Source organism: Jannaschia pohangensis, from assembly GCF_900113875.1.
In the GTDB taxonomy this organism is placed as follows: domain Bacteria; phylum Pseudomonadota; class Alphaproteobacteria; order Rhodobacterales; family Rhodobacteraceae; genus Jannaschia; species Jannaschia pohangensis.
Genome location: NZ_FORA01000004.1, coordinates 199,749 through 215,540 on the forward strand (window position 1 = coordinate 199,749; position 15,792 = coordinate 215,540).

19 protein-coding genes are annotated in these 15,792 nt (G+C 65.1%); 8 read left to right on the plus strand and 11 right to left on the minus strand.

Features of this window, described 5'->3' with window-relative positions; translation table 11 throughout:
* The first annotated feature begins 11 nt into the window (after positions 1–11).
* On the plus strand, positions 12–407 hold the full coding sequence (locus BM002_RS14770; RefSeq protein WP_092782829.1) for a c-type cytochrome: 396 nt from the start codon (positions 12–14) through the stop codon (positions 405–407).
* A gap of 43 nt (positions 408–450) precedes the next feature.
* Here BM002_RS14770 and BM002_RS19350 read toward each other — a convergent pair whose 3' ends face one another.
* The 3 genes from BM002_RS19350 to parE all read right to left on the minus strand — a co-directional run bounded on the left by BM002_RS19350 (position 451) and on the right by parE (position 3,345).
* Positions 451–615 (minus strand): hypothetical protein, encoded by a 165-nt coding sequence (locus BM002_RS19350; RefSeq protein ID WP_175484923.1) that lies wholly within the window; start codon positions 613–615, stop codon positions 451–453.
* A gap of 84 nt (positions 616–699) precedes the next feature.
* Entirely contained in the window at positions 700–1,344 is a 645-nt protein-coding gene (locus BM002_RS19180; protein WP_139212388.1) for a hypothetical protein, read from the minus strand.
* Between the two features lie 39 nt (positions 1,345–1,383).
* Positions 1,384–3,345: a DNA topoisomerase IV subunit B gene (gene parE, locus BM002_RS14780; protein WP_092782835.1), complete on the minus strand. Its 1,962-nt coding sequence runs from the start codon at positions 3,343–3,345 to the stop codon at positions 1,384–1,386.
* A gap of 318 nt (positions 3,346–3,663) precedes the next feature.
* On the opposite strand from parE, the gene BM002_RS14785 reads away from it, so the two are divergent.
* The 5 genes from BM002_RS14785 to galE all read left to right on the plus strand — a co-directional run bounded on the left by BM002_RS14785 (position 3,664) and on the right by galE (position 7,376).
* Positions 3,664–3,951, plus strand: a complete 288-nt coding sequence (locus BM002_RS14785) for a hypothetical protein (protein WP_139212389.1) — start codon at positions 3,664–3,666, stop codon at positions 3,949–3,951.
* Between the two features lies 1 nt (position 3,952).
* The gene (locus BM002_RS14790; protein ID WP_092782841.1) at positions 3,953–4,423 is read left to right on the plus strand and encodes a hypothetical protein; all 471 of its coding nucleotides are present in this window, start codon (positions 3,953–3,955) and stop codon (positions 4,421–4,423) included.
* A 426-nt stretch (positions 4,424–4,849) separates the two neighbouring features.
* A complete protein-coding gene (locus BM002_RS14800) occupies positions 4,850–5,488 on the plus strand; it encodes a hypothetical protein (RefSeq protein ID WP_139212390.1) in 639 nt (212 codons plus the stop codon).
* A 12-nt stretch (positions 5,489–5,500) separates the two neighbouring features.
* Positions 5,501–6,286, plus strand: coding sequence for an AAA family ATPase (locus BM002_RS14805; RefSeq protein WP_092782847.1), 786 nt, complete (start codon positions 5,501–5,503; stop codon positions 6,284–6,286).
* Between the two features lie 73 nt (positions 6,287–6,359).
* Positions 6,360–7,376, plus strand: a complete 1,017-nt coding sequence (gene galE / locus BM002_RS14810; protein WP_092782849.1) for a UDP-glucose 4-epimerase GalE — start codon at positions 6,360–6,362, stop codon at positions 7,374–7,376.
* Between the two features lie 75 nt (positions 7,377–7,451).
* Here the strand turns inward: galE and BM002_RS14815 are convergent, their stop codons facing one another.
* The 7 genes from BM002_RS14815 to BM002_RS14845 form a co-directional block, all read right to left on the minus strand.
* Entirely contained in the window at positions 7,452–7,976 is a 525-nt protein-coding gene (locus tag BM002_RS14815; RefSeq protein ID WP_092782851.1) for a DsbE family thiol:disulfide interchange protein, read from the minus strand.
* Complete coding sequence (gene ccmD, locus BM002_RS14820; protein WP_092782853.1) at positions 7,973–8,110, minus strand: heme exporter protein CcmD; 138 nt, start codon at positions 8,108–8,110, stop codon at positions 7,973–7,975. Before ccmD ends, BM002_RS14815 begins: the two co-directional genes overlap by 4 nt.
* Positions 8,111–8,119: 9 nt before the next feature.
* Positions 8,120–8,848: a heme ABC transporter permease CcmC gene (gene ccmC / locus BM002_RS14825; RefSeq protein WP_092782855.1), complete on the minus strand. Its 729-nt coding sequence runs from the start codon at positions 8,846–8,848 to the stop codon at positions 8,120–8,122.
* Positions 8,849–8,930: 82 nt separating this feature from the next.
* Positions 8,931–9,248 carry a putative quinol monooxygenase gene (locus BM002_RS14830; RefSeq protein ID WP_092782857.1) on the minus strand — a complete coding sequence of 106 codons (318 nt, stop codon included), beginning with the start codon at positions 9,246–9,248 and terminating at the stop codon, positions 8,931–8,933.
* 63 nt (positions 9,249–9,311) lie between these two features.
* Entirely contained in the window at positions 9,312–9,968 is a 657-nt protein-coding gene (gene ccmB, locus BM002_RS14835; protein ID WP_092782859.1) for a heme exporter protein CcmB, read from the minus strand.
* Complete coding sequence (gene ccmA, locus BM002_RS14840) at positions 9,965–10,591, minus strand: heme ABC exporter ATP-binding protein CcmA (RefSeq protein WP_092782861.1); 627 nt, start codon at positions 10,589–10,591, stop codon at positions 9,965–9,967. Before ccmA ends, ccmB begins: the two co-directional genes overlap by 4 nt.
* A 54-nt stretch (positions 10,592–10,645) precedes the next feature.
* On the minus strand, positions 10,646–11,329 hold the full coding sequence (locus BM002_RS14845) for a DUF4336 domain-containing protein (protein ID WP_092782863.1): 684 nt from the start codon (positions 11,327–11,329) through the stop codon (positions 10,646–10,648).
* Positions 11,330–11,530: 201 nt separating this feature from the next.
* Between BM002_RS14845 and acnA the strand changes: the two genes are divergently transcribed.
* Entirely contained in the window at positions 11,531–14,323 is a 2,793-nt protein-coding gene (gene acnA / locus BM002_RS14850; protein ID WP_092782865.1) for an aconitate hydratase AcnA, read from the plus strand.
* Positions 14,324–14,419: 96 nt separating this feature from the next.
* Here the strand turns inward: acnA and BM002_RS14855 are convergent, their stop codons facing one another.
* Positions 14,420–14,983, minus strand: a complete 564-nt coding sequence (locus tag BM002_RS14855) for a hypothetical protein (RefSeq protein ID WP_245749278.1) — start codon at positions 14,981–14,983, stop codon at positions 14,420–14,422.
* 155 nt (positions 14,984–15,138) lie between these two features.
* Between BM002_RS14855 and BM002_RS14860 the strand changes: the two genes are divergently transcribed.
* A complete protein-coding gene (locus BM002_RS14860; RefSeq protein WP_217641173.1) occupies positions 15,139–15,765 on the plus strand; it encodes an imm11 family protein in 627 nt (208 codons plus the stop codon).
* Positions 15,766–15,792 lie beyond the last annotated feature (27 nt).

Sequence of the window (15,792 nt, forward strand, 5' to 3'; positions counted from 1 at the left end):
AGGATCAATCCATGCGTTACCTCGTGCTCGTCACCCTGCTGGCCGTGCCTGCCGAGGCGCAGAACGTGGACCTTGTCGCCGAGGGCGCGGCGCTTTTCGGTGACCACTGCGCCAGTTGCCACGGGGTCGGCGCGCGCGGGGACGGACCGATGGAAGCGGTCCTTTCGGTGGACGTGCCCGACCTCACGGGTCTCGCCGCTCGCGATGGCGGGTTCCGCATGTTCGATGTGGTGGCCAAGATCGACGGCCGTGACCCTTTGATCAGCCACGGCGGCGCGATGCCGGTCTGGGGCCCGGTCTTCGACGGAGTGCAATCCGCCTTCGTCCGCACCGACGCGGGCCAACCCATCGTGACATCCGAAGGGATCGCGGCGCTGGCGACGTGGTTGGAGAGCGTTCAGGAGTGAGCGGGACGGTTCAGGGTTGATTGGCCAAGGTGGGATGGACGCGTCAGGCGTAAATCGAGGAGGGTCGGCGGGCGTGGCGCTTCTCCGCCATCCTGTCCTGCGGCGGCCCGGGCCGATGCGTCAGCACCACGTAGGCGGCTACGATCACGGCGAGAAGGGCGAGGAGGTGCAGGGGGCGCTGGAGGAGGTTGATGAGGATGGGGGGCATGGGGGAAGCGGTGGTAGTTTGGAAAAGGCGTGTTCTGTTCTTTGGATTTGGAACGGTGGTCGGCGCCCAACTCCGGCCGAGTGGCTAGAGGTTTACGAAGAAGCTTGGAATGGTAGCAAGGACAATGCCAATCGTGAAAAGGCCAACGCCAAGAAAATCCATTGCAATGTTCCTTGCGAAAGTCCTTTCTAGCCTATCAGAAATACGAGACTCTGCATCGCGAGAGTGCTCCTTGGCCTCTTTAACGCTTTCAAGATACTTGGTCCTCAGGCCTTCAATTTCTAGGCGTAGGCTGTCAAATTCGGCACGCGTATTCTCCTTCTCTTGAAGGAATAACTGCTTCAATTCTTCGAATGTTTCAGCATCAGCTTTGCCCGTTCTGACGCCCACTGGCATGACGCCACCATATCCTCCTTCCTCAGCCGGTGTAATCCTTACAGATCTTCTGAAGCGGAATGGAGCGCACTTGAGATAGTGATTTAAGCGGTGCCAGATAGTTTGACCGCCCAGCTCTTTATGAATATTCGCAAGAGAATAAATCGTTATACCGAAGCCCGAAACTTGATAGATCAGGCCAATACCTACTATCCAGCCGTTGAGGCTTTCAGCGGGAACAATGGATCGAACGCAAAACGGAACTGCTAGGCAAATAAGAAACACCGCTAATGCTGCCCATCCAGACAAGCCGGAGCCTATCCAGCCCGCCCAGCGCTTTAAATACAGCGACACTTTTCTAATCAAAGTGGAAATGCTCCGGGATAGAAGTCGTCAAACATCCAACTCCCCCGCGAACTTCGCGTTCTCGCTGATATACTGGAACCGCATCTCAGGTTTCTTGCCCATCAGCCGCTCCACCAGGTCGCCGGTTTCGCCCGGCAGATCCTCGTCCACCGTCACGCGGATGAGTTTGCGGGTGGCGGGGTTCATGGTGGTGTCCTTGAGGTCCTTGGCGTCCATTTCGCCCAGGCCCTTGAAGCGGCTCACGTCGATCTTGCCCTTGCCGCCCAGGCCCTTGGCCATCCAGCGGTCGCGCTCGGCCTCGTCGATGCAATAGACGCGCTTGGCCCCCTGCGTCAGGCGGAACAGCGGCGGGCAGGCCAGATAGAGGTGGCCCGCGTCGATCATCGGCCGCATCTGGGTGAAGAAGAACGTCATCAGGAGGGCCGCGATATGCGCCCCGTCCACATCGGCGTCAGTCATGATGATGACCTTGTCATAGCGCAGGTCGTCGATGTTGAACTTCGTCCCGATCGCCACGCCGAGCGCCTGGGACAGGTCGCTGATTTCCGTGTTCGAGCCCAGTTTCGACGACGCCGCGCCCAGGACGTTCAGGATCTTGCCGCGCAGAGGCAGCAGGGCCTGGGTGCGGCGGTCGCGCGCCATCTTGGCCGACCCGCCGGCCGAGTCGCCCTCGACGATGAACAGCTCCGTCCCGTCGCGCGCGGACTGCGAACAATCGACCAGTTTGCCGGGCAGGCGCAGTTTCTTGGTGGCCGTCTTGCGCGCGGTTTCCTTTTCCTGACGGCGTTTCAGCCGCTCTTCGGCGCGCAGCACCAGAAAGTCGAGGATCGCCCCCGCCGCCTTGGTGTCGCCCGCCAGCCAGTTGTCGAAGCGGTCGCGCACGGCCCCTTCGGTCATCTTGTGGGCGATTTCCGACGACAGCCTGTCCTTGGTCTGGCCGACGAAGGCGGGCTCCGCGATGAAACAGGAGACGAGGGCGCAGCCCCCCGACATCAGGTCTTCGCGGGTGATCTGCGCGGCTTTCTTGTTGTTGGCAAGCTCGCCGTAGGCCTTGATCCCCTTCAGGATCGCCGCCCAGAACCCGCTGACATGGGTTCCGCCCTCGGGCGTGGGAACGGTGTTGCAGTAGGATTGCAGGAAGCCGTCCCGCGACGGCGTCCAGTTGATCGCCCATTCGACCTTGCCCGCCTCGCCGAACTTTTCCTGAAAATCGACGGTGCCCGCAAAGGCGGTGTCGGCATAGGTCGACGCGGTGCCGAGCGTTTCGGTCAGATAGTCCGACAGGCCGCCGGGGAAGTGGAAGGTGGCGGTGGTCGGGGTTTCGCCGTCGTCGATTTCGGACTTCCAGCGGATCTCGACGCCCGAGAATAGATAGGCCTTGGAGCGGATGGATTTGAACAGCCGCGCGGGCTTGAGCTTCTGCGCCCCGAAGATTTCGGGGTCCGCATGGAAGGTCACCGTTGTGCCCCGCCGGTTGGGCGCCGCGCCGATCTTTTCCACCGGGCCAAGCGGCATCCCGCGCGAGAATCGCTGCTCCCAGAGTTCGCGGTCGCGCGCGACCTGAACCACCATCGAATCCGACAGGGCGTTGACCACCGACGCGCCCACCCCGTGCAGGCCGCCGGATGTCTGGTAAGCCTTGCCCGAGAATTTGCCCCCCGCGTGCAGGGTGCACAGGATCACCTCCAGCGCGGACTTGTCGGGGAACTTCGGGTGCGGATCGACCGGAATGCCGCGCCCGTTGTCGCGCACGGTGACGGAATTGTCGGCGTGGAGTTCGACCTCGATCCGGTTGGCATGGCCCGCCACCGCCTCGTCCATCGAGTTGTCCAGAACCTCGGCCACCATGTGGTGCAAGGCGCGCTCGTCGGTGCCGCCGATGTACATGCCGGGCCGTTTGCGGACAGGCTCCAGCCCCTCCAGCACCTCAATCGAGGAAGCATCGTACTTTTGCGGGTCATCCGCCCCGCCCAGAAGGTCATCGGCCATGCATCTGCTCTATATTGTGTTGTTGGGCGCAGGATAGGCCAGATGCGGGGGCGGGGGAAGGGTTGGGGTGTCCGGACCTGCCGTATTCCCGACGGGCCGATACGTTACCCGGATATTTGATGATCCATTCCAGGCGAGGGTTTTGATGCGCTTCGCGATTTCGAAGCGAACGACGGGCGTTGCGCCCCGTCGGGACGCCGATCCGCTTGGTGTTGTGCCCGATCCGCCCGCGCGGCCGACGTTCAGCACTTTCTCGAGGCCAGCAAGACCGCCCTGTCGCAACCGAACCGCCTCTGGTCCGACGCCGACCCCGAAGCGTTGGCACAGGCCCATTGGCCTGCCCGGCTGGAGTTGATGCCCGATGATGCGGTGCGCGAGTATCTTGCCACGGTCGCCCAGATCACCGCCGAGGCGGGCCTCGGGGCAGAAACATCCCGCTTCATCCTGTTCAAGACCCTTCTGATGAGTGGGCACATGACGCACCGCGACCCGTTGCAGCGCCCGTTGACCGAGGTTCTCGCGTCCGCTCCGGGTCGGGACGATCCCGACCGCCTGCTGGTGCGGCAGTCGCTGCGGCAGATCGAGCAGACCCTCGCGAGGGTCTGAGATGTGCACCCTGCCGCGCATGCCCTGGGAGGACGATCCCGCGCCCGCAACCGAAAGCGAGGAGTCGACCACCACCGGCGCCCCCTGCACCGAGGATTACGACGCCTGGTTCAATGTCTCGAGCACCGGTTTCTGGAACACGATCCCGGGTCATATCTCCTCCTCCAATCGCCGCGCCCTGCCGCAACACCTCAAGGTCCGGGTGGACGGCCCCCGAAGCTGCCGGGGTGACCGGTATTACTTCACCATCGTCGAAAGACTGATCGCCACCGCCGGCGTGCATTGGGACGACCGCGGCAATCGTCAGGGCAATGTGTCGAAGCGCTCCGGCAGCACCGATGTCCTTGTCCTGTGCAACCCGCATACCGCGGCGGCCCGAATTACCGTCGCCAACAGCTCACACAGCGTGCGGACCGCCACCGACGGATCACGTAGGTATGCCGTCGCGGACGCGGAGGGCGAGATGACCTAGCCGGGGTCACCAAGACCGTTAGAATGCAGCGGATGTCATCACGCCCAACCAGTGCTTCATCCTGTCGATTCCGGACTTCCCCCATCGAGGCGGCAACCGCTACAACGCGCGGAGGGGAACCGTCTGGTTCCGCGTCGATGCCGAGACCGCCCCCGTCAACCGGAGCTCGGACGCCGTGGGCAATGACCGCTATTTCCACCTGGGTAGAGGGTCCACCGGATGCTTCACGAACGTGAGCGACAGGGGGCAGGACCGGGGATGGGGCACCATCGTCGATGCCCTTTCCAAGGCACGCGACGGCGGCGGGCTTTATGTCGGGAGGATTCGAATGAAAAAACCCACAGCGACCTTCGCCACCATCAGTCGGCAGGCCGAGGCCCGGCGCACGGGCCTGCGCTGCATCTGGGACAACCAGGTGTTTACGCCATGATGCGTTGGATTGCTCTTGGCGCTGCTGCCGCTTTGCTGCTTGGCGTGGGCTTTGGGGCGGGGCGCTTGGTGGGGGGCGCGGGCGGGCTGGCCCAGGAGTTGCGCATCGCGGATCCGGTCCTGTTTGCGGACGACCGGATGATTGCAGGGCAGGGGATGCGGGCCTATGCGAACTACCGCGCCGCGCAGGCCCGGGGCGAGATCAGCGACGCCTGGACCCGAGGGGCCAGCGATTTCGAGACGGCCGAAGCCATGCCCGCAAGCGAGGCAATCGCGCTGATCGGCCAATATCCGGCCGCCGAGAATGCGCTTTACGCTCTGTTTCGATCACTGGAAGCCGCGTCCCGCGATGATCTGTCGACGGGTGCTGCGCGGCGGTCGCTTCTGTTTTCGGTCGAATTGGCGGAGGGGGCGAAATACATGGCGCTCACCACCGGCGATGCCACCGCATTCTTCTTGGCCGAGCAGGCGGAGCGCTGCGTTCTCAATGCCTTTGGCGACGGGACGCTGGACGAAGTGGCGCGGGTCTGCGTGCCCGATCTGGCGCGCGCGTTGGAGCCGATCCTGGGATTTCGTCCCGAGACGGGCGCCCGGGAGCGGGGCGAATGGGCGCCGCCCGGCACGCCCGGCGACTGAAGGAGAGCCGCCATGGCCCGACGCAAGACCGGAACGACGCTGCCTGCGCCCTATCTGCAACGGCTCGCGCTGCTGCCCGACCGGGTGCCGGATCCGCAAGTCTATCCGTTCAACCTGCCCTGGTTGCGCGACGGATCGTTCGAGCTGGAATTCACGACCCCCGTCACCATCATCGTGGGCGAGAACGGCACCGGCAAATCGACCCTGATCGAGGCCATTGCCGCGCTCAGCGGATATGACGAGGCGGGGGGTGGCAAGGGCTACAACGCGGTCGATCACGAGGGCGCCCTTGACAAGAGCGGGGGCGGGCTGGCCGTTGCCCTGCGCGCGGGATGGTTGCCCAAGGTGACGGCCGGCTGGTTCTTCAAGGCCGAGACGTTCTTTTCCGTCGCCCGCTATCTCGACGACGTCGCCCTGACTTACGGTGGCACCCCGCCGGACTTCCTGTCCTGGAGCCATGGCGAAGGCTTCGTGCGCTTTTTCGAGGAACGGATGGGCAGACAGGGCATCTACTTCATGGACGAACCCGAGAGCGCGCTGTCACCCAAGCGGCAGCTGGAGCTGGTCCACCTGCTGCACCGCATACAGACGAGCGCGCGGGCGCAGGTCATCATGGCGACCCATTCGCCCATTCTGATGGCGGTCCCCGAGGCCCGCCTGCTCGAGGTGACGCGCCACGGCATCGTGCCAATCGCCTATCGCGACACCTCGCATTTCAAGCTCTATCAATCCTTTACCGCAGACCCCGAAGGTTTCATCGCCGATGCCCTGCGCGACGCGGACGATGGAATTTCCTGACCCGAGCTACCAACGGGGCCTTTCGCGCAGCGGATTGGCTGGCTAGGAGTGGCATGACGGGTACGGAGGCGGAATGGCACAAATTCTTCTGACCGGAGGTGCGGGATACATCGGCTCCCACACCTATGTCGCGCTCCGCGAGGCGGGGCACGAGGTCACGATCTTCGACAATTTCGCCAATTCCGATCCCGGCGTGATCGACCGGCTGGCCCGGCTCACGGGGAGCGAAGTCGACCTGGTGCAGGGCTCGGTGCTGGACCGCGCGGCCCTGGCGGGCGTCTTTGCCGCCAAGGCCTTCGACGGGGTCATCCACTTCGCGGCGCGCAAGGCCGTGGGCGAATCCGTGCGCGCGCCGCTCGACTATTTCGAGACGAATATCGGCGGCCTGCTGACCCTGACGCAGGCGATGAAGGCGGCGGGCGTCTGGCGGATCGTCTTCTCCTCGACCGCGACGGTCTACGGCGCCCCGGCGGTCTTCCCCATCCCCGAAACGGCGCCCCTGTCGCATACCTCGCCCTATGCCTTCACTAAGCTCACCTGCGAGCAGATCCTGGATCAGGCCGCCGTGGCCGACCCCTTCGTCGTGGGCATCCTGCGCTATTTCAACCCGGTGGGCGCACATCCCAGTGGCCTGATCGGAGAGGATCCGCGCGGCATCCCCGACAACCTGATGCCCTACCTGGCCAAGGTGGCCCTTGGCGAATTGCCCGAGCTGTCGGTCTTTGGCGACGACTACGACACGCCCGACGGCACCTGCTGGCGCGACTATATCCATGTGGCCGACCTGGCGCGGGCCCATGTCCTGTCGATGGATGCCCTTTTGGGCGACCGGGGGCACAACCTCAACATCGGGACGGGCAATCCGGTCTCGGTCCTGGAAATGCACGCGGCCTACGAGGCGGCGGTCGGGCGCCCCTTGGCCTGCCGCATGGCCGAGCGGCGGGCGGGCGACGTGCCGCGCCTCTATGCCGACCCGACCCGTGCGCGCGAGGAACTGGGGTTCGAGGCCGAACACGACCTGTCGGAAATGTGCGAGTCGAGCTGGAACTGGGTTCAGGCCCAGGCCCGCGGCTGGCGCTTCAATTCGTGAGGGGGCAAAAGTCTTCGGGGAAGACGTTTGGAAGACTGTTCAACGAATCGTCTTCGTCCCGCCTGAACCGAGGCTTCAGTCGCCCCGGGCCGCCGCAATCGCGGGAAGGATGGTGTCTTCCATCACCGAAACGGTGATCGGTCCCGCATAGCGCATCGTCACGTTGCCCGACCCGTCAAGGATGAACGTCTCGGGGAACCCGGTCACGCCCCAGTCGACGGCCACGCGCCCCGGGTCCGCACCGATGGCGGCATAGGGATCGCCAAGCTCGGCCAGAAAGGCCAACGCATCCTCGGGCTTGTCGCGGTGGTTCACGCCGTAGACCGGGACCGTCTCGGCCAGCGTCTCGATCTGCGGATGCTCCACCCGGCAGGGGACGCACCAGCTGGCCCAGAAGTTGACCAGCTTGACCTCACCGTCGTCCAGCATTTCGCGCGTCAGCACCGGCTTGCCGGTCAATTCGCCGACCGCCAGCTCCGGCGCGGGACGCCCGACCAGGGCCGAGCGGATCTCGTCCGGGTTGTCGCGAAACAGCCCGCTCAGGAACACTCCGGCCAGAAGGGCGAAGATCCCGACCGGCAGCAGGGCCAGCCACCTCATTCGCCCCGCTCCTCAAGCGCTTTGCGGGCGCGCCGCGCGGCCCAGACCGATTGCCCGATCAGCCCCGCGATCAGCAGGATCGTGAGCCCGTAGCTCAGCAGGATGTCGGCGGCATATTTCCCCAGATCGACCATGCGTCCCCCTCAGGCCGTGCGCGCCTTGACCGCCAGCGCATGCAGGCGGCGGCGTCGGATTTCCGTGCGCGTCCGCACCAGAACCAGCGCGAGGAACAGCGCCACGAACCCCGCCAGCGCGATCACCAGCGGGATCCAGAACACGTCCGATATGTTTTCTTCGGCATCCAGCGACAGGGACGCGCCCTGATGCAACCCCTGCGCCCAGAACTGCGCCGCATAGCGCGACAGCACCGCAAAGACCGACCCGACGAGGCAGAGGATCGAGGTGAGGTCAGCGGCGCTGTCCGGGTTCTCGATCGACTCCCAAAGCGCGATATAGCCCAGATAGAACAACCCCAGGATCAGGAACGACATCAGGCGCGGGTCGGGCGCCCAATAGGTGCCCCACATCGGCTTGCCCCAGATCGCCCCGGTCAGAAGGGCCACCACGGTCATCACCAGCCCGATGGGGGCTGCGGCGCGGGCGGCCAGCGCACTGACGTGATGCCGCCGTATCAGCCAGATCAGCGAGGTGACCAGCATCATGAACCAGGCATTGATGGCGATGAAGGCCGAGGGCACGTGGATATAGATGATCTTGACCGAGGTCCCCATGCGGAAATCCTCGGGCGTGAAGAAGAACCCCCAGACCAGTCCGGTGGTGCACAGCACGGCGGCCGCGACCCAGACCCACGGCAGCGCCGCGCCGGACAGCGCCATGAAGCGGCGGGGGTTGGCATATTCCCAAAGCGACATGGGCGCTTCCTATGTCCGCTGCGCCCCATCGGCAAGAGACGCCGCGTCGCAGGGCCCTCACATCGGCGTGGGCGGGCCTGCGTCAGGCCACGAAGGGCAGGTAGGGCAGCCTTTCGCGAAAGGCTGCGCGCGCCACAAGGTCGTCGACCGCGCCGAGGAAATGGTCCGACGCATTGTGCGCGGCCCAGGCAGCGGCATCTTCGTAGATTTCATAGACGATGAAGGACAGCGGATCATCGGGCGACCGATAGGGCATGAAGGCCTTCATGCCCGGTTCGGCATTCGACGGCGCGGCCAGGTCCTGCAGGATGGCGGCGATGGCATCGCCCTCACCCTCTTTCGCGGTGATCCGGACCAGGACGACCAGCCCGGTGTTGAGGGTCGGGAAAAGCGGTGTCATGGCGGGCCTCCTGCGGCGAGATGTTCGCACTATGTTCCAAAATTGCCGACGCGGCAAGCCGCCTCAGCGCAGGTTCACCCGCAAGGCGGCGGCGGTCGCGAAGGGCAGGATGGCGATACAGCCGAGCGTGATCCCGGCCAGCAGCGCCAGTGGCGTCGCCACCGACAACCCTTCGCCGCCACGCCGCACCACCTCGGCCCCGAAGACCAGCGTCGGGATATAAAGCGGCAGGACAAGCAGCGACAGCAGCAGCGATCCGCGTTTCAGGCCGACCGTCAGCGCCGCGCCGAAGGTGCCGATCCACGACAGGGCAGGCGTTCCCAATGCCAGCGAGATCACCAGCCAGGGCATCGCGGCGGTCGGCAGGAACAGAAGCAGGCTCAACCCCGGCGCGATCAGCGTCAGGGGCAGGCCCGTGGTCAGCCAATGGACCAGCGCCTTGGCCGCCGCGACCCCCTCCAGCGGCAAGGGCGCGGTCGCGATCAGGTCGAGCGATCCGTCCTCCTGATCCAGCGCAAAGAGCCGGTCCAGCGACAACAGACACGCAAGCAGCGCCCCAAGCCACAGAACCCCCGCCGCCGTCGGCGCCAGCAGGGTCGGGCGCGGGCCGACGGCCAGCGGCACCAGCGTGGCCAGGATCAGGAAGAACACCAGCCCCAGGCCAAAGCCGCCCCCGGCCCGGAACGCCAGCCGCAGGTCGCGGGCGATCAACGCGATCATTCCACGGCCTCGGCAAAGGGGTCGCCCGAAGGTTCCGTACGGGCACGCGCGGCGAAGGCGGTGATGTCGAGGTCGGAGGCCGTGGCGAGGCCCAGGTCGATGTGGGTGGCCAGAACCGCGCTGCCGCCCTGCGCCAGGTGCGCCTCGATTGCGGCGGCGAAGCGGGCGACGTTGTCGCGGTCGAGCGAGACCGTCGGCTCGTCCAGCAACCAGATGGGCCGCCCGGTCAGCATCAGCCGCGCCAGCCCCGCGCGACGCTTCTGGCCCGCCGACAGGTCCGCCGCCCGCCGCGCCAGCAGGTCGGACAGGTCAAAGGCCGCGACGGCGGGGGCGATGTCGTCGGTGGCAAAGACCGACGCCCAGAAGGTCAGGTTTTCTGCCACGGTCAGCTGCGCCTTCAACCCGTCGGCATGGGCGGCATAGGCCAGCGCCTCGGGCGGGGCGGACAGGCTGCCCGACACCGGCGGGGTCAGCCCGGCCAGCGTGCGCAGCAGCGTCGTCTTGCCCGACCCGTTCGGCCCGCGCAGCACCAGCGCCCGCCCCGGGGCCAGGGCAAAACTCACCCCCCGAAGCACGGTCGCCTCGCCGCGACGGCAGGCCAGATCGGTGACGGTCAATTCCATGGCCGCCGGTCTAGCGGGGTCGGGGGCCGAAGGGGAGAGCCGATTTCCCGCGCCTTACAGCCAGTCGAAGGTCCGCTCCAGCATTCCCGCCACGTCGCGGGTGACGGGCGCGCCATGGGCCATCACCAGCCTTTCCGCTTTCCAGCCCTCGATCCGCCGCAACGCGGCGCGTGCGGCGTCGCGGTCGGTCTGGGCCAGGCGGAATTTTCGCGGCACGGCAGGGACCGCGCCTTCCATCCGGTCGAGCCGCGCCACGACACCGCGCCATCCCGGATGTGTTCCAGGCGGGAAATGCTGGATCAGGTCGGTGAAAAGCACCGTCCGGCTGGCCCGGTGGAACAGGACGACCTCGGTCGTGATGCGGTTGCCCCCGAAGACGGCCTGATCGATTTGCCCGGCCCAGGCGTCCGGGGCCACATCGCCCAGATCGGCGGCAAAGGCGATGTCCCGGCGCTTGCCACGCAGGCGCGGGGCAGGGTGGACGCGCGCATTGGGGAAGGCCCGAGTCCATTCCGTCAACGCCAGGTGATGCAGATGATTGGGTGCGATGATGTGCGCCACCGTCCCCAGCTCCGCCACCCGGACCCGCAACGCATCGGTCAAAGTCACCGGCGACCACACGACAAGATCGCCACCCGACAGCCGCATCACCGCCATCCGCGTGGGATAGCGAAACCCCAGAACGGCGACCTCGCCCCCGTCGCCAAGCCAGATGTCGGGGCCGAACTCGGTCAGCATATCCTGTCCCTTCGTGCTTTTTGCCGCCCCAACCCGTCCGCGACAACGGGCCACGCCCCGGCCAGGTTGCCCAATCCCTTGCGTCAAATTCAAGGGATATGGCGCCGAAAACCGCGCGGCATACCACGGTATACCCTTGATCCCGGGGCGCGCTTCGGGCATGACGCGGGCAATTCCCTGCCACATGCCCGGAGGCCTTCCATGACCGTCGTCGTCGGAACCGATACCGCCAAGACCCGCCGCACCCTGAGTGTCGGCGCCCAAAGCGTCAGCTATTACTCCATCGCCGCCGCCACCGAGGCCGGCCTTGGCGATTTCTCGAAACTGCCCGCCGCGCTCAAGGTCGTGCTCGAGAACATGCTGCGGTTCGAGGACAACGGCCGCACCGTGTCGGTGGACGACATCAAGGCCTTCGCCGAATGGGCCACCAAGGGCGGCCAGAACCCGCGCGAGATCGCCTATCGCCCGGCCCGCGTCCTGATGCAGGACTTCACCGGCGTCCCCGCCGTCGTCGACCTGGCCGCCATGCGCGACGGGATCAAGGCGCTGGGCGGTGACGCGCAAAAGATCAACCCGCTGAACCCGGTCGATCTGGTCATCGACCACTCGGTCATGATCGACGAATTCGGCAACCCGCGCGCCTTCCAGATGAACGTGGACCGCGAATACGAGCGCAACATGGAGCGCTATCAGTTCCTGAAATGGGGCCAGACCGCCTTCGACAACTTCCGCGTTGTGCCCCCCGGCACCGGCATCTGCCATCAGGTCAACCTCGAATACCTCGCCCAGACGGTCTGGACCGACAAGGATCAGAACGGCGAGACTGTGGCCTATCCCGACACGCTGGTCGGCACCGACAGCCACACGACCATGGTCAACGGCATGGCCGTTCTGGGCTGGGGCGTGGGCGGCATCGAGGCAGAGGCCGCGATGCTGGGCCAGCCGATCTCCATGCTCATCCCCGAAGTCGTGGGCTTCGAGCTGACGGGCCGCATGATGGAAGGCACCACCGGCACTGACCTTGTGCTCAAGGTCGTCGAGATGCTGCGCGAAAAGGGCGTGGTGTCGAAGTTCGTGGAATTCTACGGCTCGGGCCTCGATCACCTGCCGCTGGCCGACCGCGCGACCATCGCCAACATGGCGCCCGAATACGGTGCGACCTGCGGCTTCTTCCCAATCGACGACGAGACGCTGCGCTACCTGCGCAACACGGGCCGCGAGGAAGACCGGGTCCAGCTGGTCGAGGCCTATGCCAAGGAAAACGGCTTCTGGCGCGATGCGGATTACGCGCCGGTCTATACCGACACGCTGTCGCTCGACATGGGCACGATCGTGCCCGCCATCTCGGGGCCGAAGCGCCCGCAGGATTACATCGCGCTCGACAAGGCCGCCAAGGCGTTCGGCGACTATGTGAAGGGCATTCGCAGCGGCAAGGACGTCTCCAAGAAGGCCGAAGTGCGCTGGGAAGGCGAGGGCGGTCAGCCCGAGCCGGTGGAGATTCCGGGCGATCAGGGCCACCATGCCCGCGGCTTCGTCTCGGGCGGTGAGGCCGACCGTGCGCAGCTTCAGGATGGCTCCATCGTGATTGCCTCGATCACGTCCTGTACCAATACGTCGAACCCCTACGTCATGATCGGGGCCGGTCTGGTCGCGCGCAAGGCGCGGGCCCTGGGCCTGAATCGCAAGCCCTGGGTCAAGACATCGCTCGCCCCCGGAAGCCAGGTCGTGTCGCACTACCTGGAGGCCGCTGGCCTTCAGGAAGACCTCGACGCCATCGGGTTCAACCTCGTGGGCTATGGCTGCACGACCTGCATCGGCAACTCCGGCCCGCTGGGCGAGGAAATCTCGAAGACGATCCACGACAATGACCTGATCGCCACCTCGGTCCTGTCGGGCAACCGCAACTTCGAGGGGCGGATTTCGCCGGACGTGCGCGCCAACTACCTCGCCTCGCCGCCGCTGGTGGTGGCCTATGCGCTGGTCGGCGACATGAACGTCGACATCACCACCGCGCCGCTGGGGCAGGACAAGGACGGTAACGACGTCTTCCTCAAGGACATCTGGCCGACCTCCAAGGAAGTCGCCGACCTCGTCGAGAAGACGGTGACGCGCGAAGCCTTCCAGGAGAAATACGCCGACGTCTTCAAGGGCGACGACAAATGGCAGGACGTGGAAGTCGCCGAGCAGGAGACATACGACTGGCCCGCGACCTCCACTTACGTGCAGAACCCGCCCTACTTCCAGAACATGTCCCCCGAAGCGGGCATCATCCACGACATCGAGAACGCCCGCGTTCTGGCCGTTCTGGGCGACATGATCACCACCGACCACATCAGCCCGGCCGGCTCCTTCAAGGAAACCAGCCCTGCGGGCAAGTATCTGATCGAACGTCAGGTTCCGGTGCGGGAGTTCAACTCCTATGGGTCCCGGCGCGGCAATCACGAGATCATGATGCGCGGCACTTTCGCCAACATCCGGATCAAGAACGAGATGCTGTCGGGCGTTGAAGGCGGCTATACCAAGGGCCCCGATGGCGAACAGACCTCGATCTATGACGCCGCCATGGCCTGGCAGGCAAAGGGCGTCCCGCTTGTGGTTTTCGGCGGCGAGCAATATGGGGCCGGGTCCAGCCGCGACTGGGCGGCCAAAGGCACCGCGCTTCTGGGCGTCAAGGCCGTCATCGCCGAAAACTTCGAGCGGATCCACCGCTCCAACCTGGTCGGCATGGGCGTCATCCCCTTCGAGTTCACCGGCGGCGACACCCGCAAGTCCCTTGGCCTGACCGGCGAGGAACAGGTGAGCATTCTGGGCCTCGGCGACGTCAAGCCGCTGCAGGAGGTGCCCGCGACCATCACCATGGCCGACGGGACGGAAAAGACGATCACGCTCAAGTGTCGGATCGATACCGAAGTCGAAATCGACTACATCAAGAACGGCGGCGTCCTGCACTACGTGCTGCGCAACTTGGCGGCGGCACCTGTTGCTGCTGAGTGATCCGCGATCAGACCCACAAGCTGCGGGGCCCTTCGGGGCCCCGTTTGCGTTTCGGCGCTGCGCCCCGGACCCGATCGCGACGAAACCGGCGCGACGTCAATAAGCCGTGTCCATCACCGGTGACCTGTCACGGCTGTCGCGGGTCAGGTCCTGCGTCCAAAGGGCATAAGAAATACCGTGCCGGGCCAGCGCGCTGAACACCCGGTGCGGGTCGAGGCCCGAAGTCTCCCGGTCAAACGCCATGACCCGCCCATCCGTCAGGCGTAGCTCGTACCGCGTCTCGACGTCCGTCGCCCCCTCCCGGTCGGTGGTCGACACCTCCAGCCGCACCGCCTCCGCGATCTCCGCCAGCGGCAGGTCGAGGGGCAGGCCGGGGCAGGGAACCGGCGCGTTCCACGTCAGTCGCCCGTCGCCCACCCGGGCCGTCCAGTCACCGTCTGCCTTCCAGATACGCCAGATGGACATGAGCGACCGAAGGGCAAGCAGACCGCTGAACACAGCCGCCGCCGCGAAGACCGCCTTGAATGGCGCCGAGATATGGGGCGCATGATGGATGGTCAGGATATAGAGCGCCGGGAACACAAGTTCGAAGCCGAACCAGATGATCGGCAGGCTGGCCACGCGCAGGCTTGAGGACTGGATGATGATTCCCTGTGTCACCCCTTTTCACTGCCGACCCATTGCAGCAACACTGTGACAGGTCGCCATCTCGTCACCCTTGCCGCTCCCGCCGTGATGCCGACATTGACTTCCGGACGCACGGGCCGATCCTGCGGATGGTGATCGAGCGTCTGGCGCGAATGGGGGGCTAAGGGATGGCTTGGGTCGTGAGGGGGACTGTGAATCCACCGTACTACGTCAGAGTGATTGATGACGATAAAAAGGTGGCATCAGCTCTTAGTTTCGGCCTGGATATAGGTCGACCCATCGATCCGGAGAAGGAAGCAGGCCCCAACAAGGTCAGATTGTACCGCTCCGGGGCGACCGAGAAGCGCCGCAAGCTGATCCCGGCCATCATGGCGCGAGGAAGCTTTTTTTATGTCTCCGAAACATTCCGGCAGCTTGTCGAGGCGTTCGAGCCGGGGCGGCACCAGTTCTTTCCCTATGCGCTGCGCAACGGGAAAAAGGGTCCGCCCGCCGAGGAGCCTTATTACATCCTCAACATCACCAACCGGGCGGACTCGATGAATCTGAGCGAATGGCAAAAGGAACAGGTCTATCGCCCGCCAAACAAATATATGCCGGAACCACGGATTATTCCTATCCGGATCCCCTATGATCAGGATGATCACTTCAGTCTCCGCCGTGACGAGGTCGCGGGCTTTCACCTATGGCGGGAAGCAACAATTTTTCCCGGTTTCTTCGTCTCGGAAGAATTCCTCGCCCGCTTCGACGCGCTCCGACTGAAAAAACTTGAGCGTGTCCACGTTCTCGAGACCTGACCTAAGAACACCACCGCAAGAGACCGC

Coding starts and splice junctions, on each gene's coding strand:
- BM002_RS14770 (WP_092782829.1), top strand. CDS start 12: ATGCGTTACCTCGTGCTCGTCACCCTGCTGGCCGTGCCTGCCGAGGCG.
- BM002_RS19350 (WP_175484923.1), bottom strand. CDS start 615: ATGCCCCCCATCCTCATCAACCTCCTCCAGCGCCCCCTGCACCTCCTC.
- parE (WP_092782835.1), bottom strand. CDS start 3,345: ATGGCCGATGACCTTCTGGGCGGGGCGGATGACCCGCAAAAGTACGAT.
- BM002_RS14790 (WP_092782841.1), top strand. CDS start 3,953: ATGTGCACCCTGCCGCGCATGCCCTGGGAGGACGATCCCGCGCCCGCA.
- BM002_RS14800 (WP_139212390.1), top strand. CDS start 4,850: ATGATGCGTTGGATTGCTCTTGGCGCTGCTGCCGCTTTGCTGCTTGGC.
- BM002_RS14805 (WP_092782847.1), top strand. CDS start 5,501: ATGGCCCGACGCAAGACCGGAACGACGCTGCCTGCGCCCTATCTGCAA.
- galE (WP_092782849.1), top strand. CDS start 6,360: ATGGCACAAATTCTTCTGACCGGAGGTGCGGGATACATCGGCTCCCAC.
- BM002_RS14815 (WP_092782851.1), bottom strand. CDS start 7,976: ATGAGGTGGCTGGCCCTGCTGCCGGTCGGGATCTTCGCCCTTCTGGCC.
- ccmD (WP_092782853.1), bottom strand. CDS start 8,110: ATGGTCGATCTGGGGAAATATGCCGCCGACATCCTGCTGAGCTACGGG.
- ccmC (WP_092782855.1), bottom strand. CDS start 8,848: ATGTCGCTTTGGGAATATGCCAACCCCCGCCGCTTCATGGCGCTGTCC.
- BM002_RS14830 (WP_092782857.1), bottom strand. CDS start 9,248: ATGACACCGCTTTTCCCGACCCTCAACACCGGGCTGGTCGTCCTGGTC.
- ccmB (WP_092782859.1), bottom strand. CDS start 9,968: ATGATCGCGTTGATCGCCCGCGACCTGCGGCTGGCGTTCCGGGCCGGG.
- ccmA (WP_092782861.1), bottom strand. CDS start 10,591: ATGGAATTGACCGTCACCGATCTGGCCTGCCGTCGCGGCGAGGCGACC.
- BM002_RS14845 (WP_092782863.1), bottom strand. CDS start 11,329: ATGCTGACCGAGTTCGGCCCCGACATCTGGCTTGGCGACGGGGGCGAG.
- acnA (WP_092782865.1), top strand. CDS start 11,531: ATGACCGTCGTCGTCGGAACCGATACCGCCAAGACCCGCCGCACCCTG.
- BM002_RS14860 (WP_217641173.1), top strand. CDS start 15,139: ATGGCTTGGGTCGTGAGGGGGACTGTGAATCCACCGTACTACGTCAGA.